The organism is Armatimonas sp. (genome assembly GCF_031410135.1).
Lineage (GTDB): Bacteria > Armatimonadota > Armatimonadia > Armatimonadales > Armatimonadaceae > Armatimonas.
This window is the reverse complement of record NZ_JANNYP010000914.1, coordinates 1-3,772: the sequence shown is the minus strand read 5'-3', so window position 1 is coordinate 3,772 and position 3,772 is coordinate 1. Positions and strand designations below refer to the sequence as shown.

The 3,772-nt window shown below is 55.8% G+C and carries 5 protein-coding genes; 3 read left to right on the top strand and 2 right to left on the bottom strand.

Features of this window, described 5'->3' with window-relative positions:
- Positions 1-284: 284 nt before the first annotated feature.
- Together RMO15_RS32545 and RMO15_RS32540 are read right to left on the bottom strand one after the other, a co-directional pair.
- Complete coding sequence (locus RMO15_RS32545) at positions 285-803, bottom strand: hypothetical protein (RefSeq protein WP_309723317.1); 519 nt, start codon at positions 801-803, stop codon at positions 285-287.
- The gene (locus RMO15_RS32540; protein WP_309723314.1) at positions 787-909 is read right to left on the bottom strand and encodes a hypothetical protein; all 123 of its coding nucleotides are present in this window, start codon (positions 907-909) and stop codon (positions 787-789) included. Before RMO15_RS32540 ends, RMO15_RS32545 begins: the two co-directional genes overlap by 17 nt.
- Positions 910-1,103: 194 nt before the next feature.
- Here RMO15_RS32540 and RMO15_RS32535 point away from each other — a divergent pair, with 194 nt between their 5' ends.
- The 3 genes from RMO15_RS32535 to RMO15_RS32525 form a co-directional block, all read left to right on the top strand.
- Positions 1,104-1,550 (top strand): STAS domain-containing protein, encoded by a 447-nt coding sequence (locus tag RMO15_RS32535; protein ID WP_309723312.1) that lies wholly within the window; start codon positions 1,104-1,106, stop codon positions 1,548-1,550.
- A 117-nt stretch (positions 1,551-1,667) separates the two neighbouring features.
- Positions 1,668-3,293: a DUF1800 domain-containing protein gene (locus tag RMO15_RS32530; protein ID WP_309723309.1), complete on the top strand. Its 1,626-nt coding sequence runs from the start codon at positions 1,668-1,670 to the stop codon at positions 3,291-3,293.
- 36 nt (positions 3,294-3,329) lie between these two features.
- Positions 3,330-3,772 (top strand): DUF1800 family protein (locus tag RMO15_RS32525; RefSeq protein ID WP_309723306.1); only part of this gene is annotated, 443 nt, incomplete at its 3' end.

The window sequence follows — 3,772 nt, the reverse complement described above, 5'->3', positions numbered from 1 at the left end:
ATGAGAGAATATCGCGTTGTTTTCGGGGTATCCGTGGCTTCCATCAATGGGGTGAGGCCCTCCTGAGCCAAGTGCATTTTGGCTCAGAATACCTCGGATTTTATATGCAATCGCCCTTCTAGAAATGGATTTAAGATAGGAGCCTTTTGCGCGAATCAAAGCGGATAATCTAAGATTTCCCCATTTCTCGGAAGCGAAAATGATTCGTGCAAAAGGCTCAGAAAAGAGTAAGTTTAAGACATTGAAAGAATGCCCTATAAGGCATTAAAAAGCCTTAAAATGCTTTACGTTAGGACAACTTGAAGCCGTCCTAGCCGAACGTCAATCTCACTCCGGAGGGCTTTGGGATCACTGAGCGACTCCCCTGTCGCGTTCAAACGAAGTGTGGTCAGCCAAGAAGCGCTCTGTTTATCAAAGACAGGAATGAGCCAGATACCGCTACGATGTTGAGGCTCCCCTGCCTGAAAACTCTCTCCCAGATTGAGAGTGGTCCAACGAGATGCATAGGTATGGACAGCGTAGGCAGCCAGTGTCTTCCAAAGCCGTCGGCATGTCTCCTGACGAAACTGAGCACTGATAAGCTCTTCCGCAACTTCCGCAACCTGACGCGCCTGACCGTCTAGGGATAGCTGGGGACGGAGCGCACTGATATTTTCTTCAACGTGCACATCAATCCAGCTCTCCAGATGCTCCCGTTGCGTTTTTACCCAGCGGGCAAACCCATTGCGACGATCATTGACAGCCTCAGGCAGACGCAGAGTCTCCGTGTAGAGCTGAATCGCAAGCTCATCCTGGATCGCCATCCGCCGCCGCACGAAGCAAGGTTAAAAAGACCTGCATTTGTGCATCAATCGGGGCACTGTCATTCATGTCCAGCAGAGCATCCGGAATCTCAAGGGTTATTTGCATCGCTTTATCCTCGTAATCGTGCGAGTTAATCTATGAGATATTTAGCCCGTAATTCGCCAAGCTGTTAGTTTTTCTATACGGTGTGATGGCCATATCACATCTATCCTGTCGCGGATGCTGTATTATCCTGATGAAGGCACGGTGTTTTTTGCGTTATTTGACGTTAAGGCATTAATGTTGCAGTAGTGCACATCATGAACGACTGTGTATTTCACGATGCGGAGACAAGGCAATCCCGACCTGTCTTTTCGGCTCCTCGGCGAGGGCGCCCTACTGCCCATGTCGATGCGCATCTCCTCACGGTAAGCCAGAGCTGGCAGCCCGATGGGAGTCTCTCACTGACTGCACAGGGAAGGCTAGATGTCAATACGGTTCTCTCGTTTCGAGACACCATCTTTAGTGCTTTAGGCGAGCGCCCCCTGCACCTGACACTGGATCTGAGCCCACTTGAGTTTGTAGAGCCAGCGGGTGTCTCCACTCTCGTCACCTTTGCCCGCGTCGCGCAAATGGTAGGTGTCGCCTGGAATATCGAGCCCTCCCCCGACCTCAAAGTGACACTGGAAGAGACAGGGCTCACTCACCTGATGAATGCCCCACCTCCGACCGGTATCGAACTTGCGCAGAGGCTTCTGATTCCCTAGCCTCTGTGCCACCCATTTCTCTAGTATCCTCCTCTCCATTCCTCCTCTAAGCCACCTGGCGTTGTCAGGTGGCATTTTTTTGCTGAACTTCTCGCCTAAGTTCTCGTCCTAAGCCCCATGAAACGACACTACACTCTCTTGGCACTGGCGCTGGGAGTGGCTGCGCAGGCCCTCCCTGCTGACAAGCCTCTCACGGAGGAGCAACGCATTGTCCACACGCTCAACCGCCTGGGATTTGGACCGCGCCCGGGAGATATTGAGCGCGTCCAGAAGCTGGGTCTGAAGACGTATATTGACCAGCAGCTCCACCCCGAAGCGCTCCAGGACCAAGCAATCGAGGCGAAGACAGCCACTTTTTCGGCCCTTGCACTAACGCCTCGTGCTCTGAATCGCCTCGAAGCCGAAGCGCGTCAGGGCGGCAAGCAGATCAAAAAGAAGCTCCAACAAAAAGCCACGCAAGTCGGTAAAGAGCTGAGTAAGAAAGAGATGCGCGAGCAGCTCACGGAGAAGCAGCGCACGGCCCTGAAAGAGTCGGTGGAGGCCAAAGAGCAAGTGGCGCAGGCAAGCCAGCAGACGATGGACAATAAGCTGGTGCGGGCCATGGAGAGTGAGAAGCAGCTTCAGGAAGTGTTAGTGGACTTCTGGAGCAACCACTTTAATATTGATGTCTCGAAAGTCCGAACCGCAAAGATCATTGATGAGCAGCAGGTGATCCGGCCCCACGTGCTAGGCAAGTTTAGCGAGCTGCTTAATGCCTCCGCACACTCCGCGGCGATGATGCTCTACCTAGACAACGATCAATCCACAGCAGCTGTCGCGACGGCGGGCAGGGGAAAAGCCAAAAAGCAGGCTGGTGGTCTGAACGAGAACTATGCCCGTGAGGTGATGGAGCTTCACACGCTTGGCGTTGATGGCGGCTACACCCAAAAGGACGTCACCGAGCTGGCACGTTGTCTCACCGGCTGGGGCGTGCGCGGTGGAAAGTACAGTGCGGAATTCGAGTACCACGACAGCCGCCATGATAAGAAAGCCAAGGAAGTGCTGGGCCTGCGCCTGCCTGCGGGCGGCGATCAGAGCGATGGCGATGCCGCTCTTACACTGCTCGCACGGCATCCCTCCACGATGCGCTTTATCTCGACCAAGCTCTGCCGCCGGTTCGTGTCTGACAATCCCCCCGCGAGCCTGGTGGACAAGTGCGTGGCGACCTGGAAGAAGACCGACGGCGACATCCGCGAGATTTTAGCGACGATCACCAGCAGCCCCGAGTTCTTCAGCACTACGGCGTATAAAAGCAAAGTCAAGTCGCCCTTTGAGTTTGTTGTCTCCGCAGCAAGAGCACTCGGCGCGACCTACAAGGTAGGGGAGAAGACCAAAGGCGCAGATCAAGGCTTTGGTAAGAAGACGGGTGTGGGTAGTGAGACGCGCACGGCGGGCCAGATCAGCCTCCTAGGGCAGCCTCTTTTTCGCTACGCCTTCCCGACCGGCTACCCCGAGGACTCCAGCAAGTGGGTGTCCAGTGGCGCACTGATCGGGCGCATCAACTACGCGCTCAAGCTCACGGCAGGCAAGCTTGATGACCTGGCGCTCCCCCCGATCTCGGAGGAGAAGCCCGATGTGCTGGCACTGCGTCTGCTCGGGCACCCGCTCTCGCCCGCGACCCGCGCCACGATCCAGAAACAGGGCGCGACGGGCACCAAAGCCGTGGCTTTGCTCCTAGGCTCCCCCGAGTTCCAGCGCCGCTAGACTGAACATTGGACAGGGAAAGACGTCGAAAACTCTATGAAACTCTCTTACTCACTCTTAGCACTGACGCTGGGGATTGTGGCCCCGGCCCTCCCTGCTGACAAGCCTCTCACGGAAGAGCAGCGCATTGTCCACACGCTCAATCGCTTGGGGTTTGGCCCGCGCCCGGGAGATATTGAGCAGGTCAAGAAGCTCGGGCTCAAGACGTACATTAACCAGCAGCTTCACCCCGAGACGCTGAAAGACACTGCAGTGAGCGCCAAGACGGCAAGCTACGCGGCCCTCAAGCTGACGGGGCTTGACCTTGCGGAGATGGAGCGCAATGTCCAGATGAACAATGCGCGCTTGATTCAGCTCCAGGGTAAGCTCTCCCAGCGCGGAGCCACCAGTGCATCAGAAGCCCTTCAGAATGGGGTCACGGCTGCACAAACCGGCACCCCGCCCCCCCCTCAACAGCAAGCCCAAGGATTTCTTGAGAT

Excerpts from the sequence above, each read along its gene's own strand:
- RMO15_RS32545 (WP_309723317.1), bottom strand. The coding sequence starts at position 803 with ATGGCGATCCAGGATGAGCTTGCGATTCAGCTCTACACGGAGACTCTG.
- RMO15_RS32540 (WP_309723314.1), bottom strand. The coding sequence starts at position 909 with ATGCAAATAACCCTTGAGATTCCGGATGCTCTGCTGGACATGAATGAC.
- RMO15_RS32530 (WP_309723309.1), top strand. The coding sequence starts at position 1,668 with ATGAAACGACACTACACTCTCTTGGCACTGGCGCTGGGAGTGGCTGCG.
- RMO15_RS32535 (WP_309723312.1), top strand. The coding sequence starts at position 1,104 with ATGAACGACTGTGTATTTCACGATGCGGAGACAAGGCAATCCCGACCT.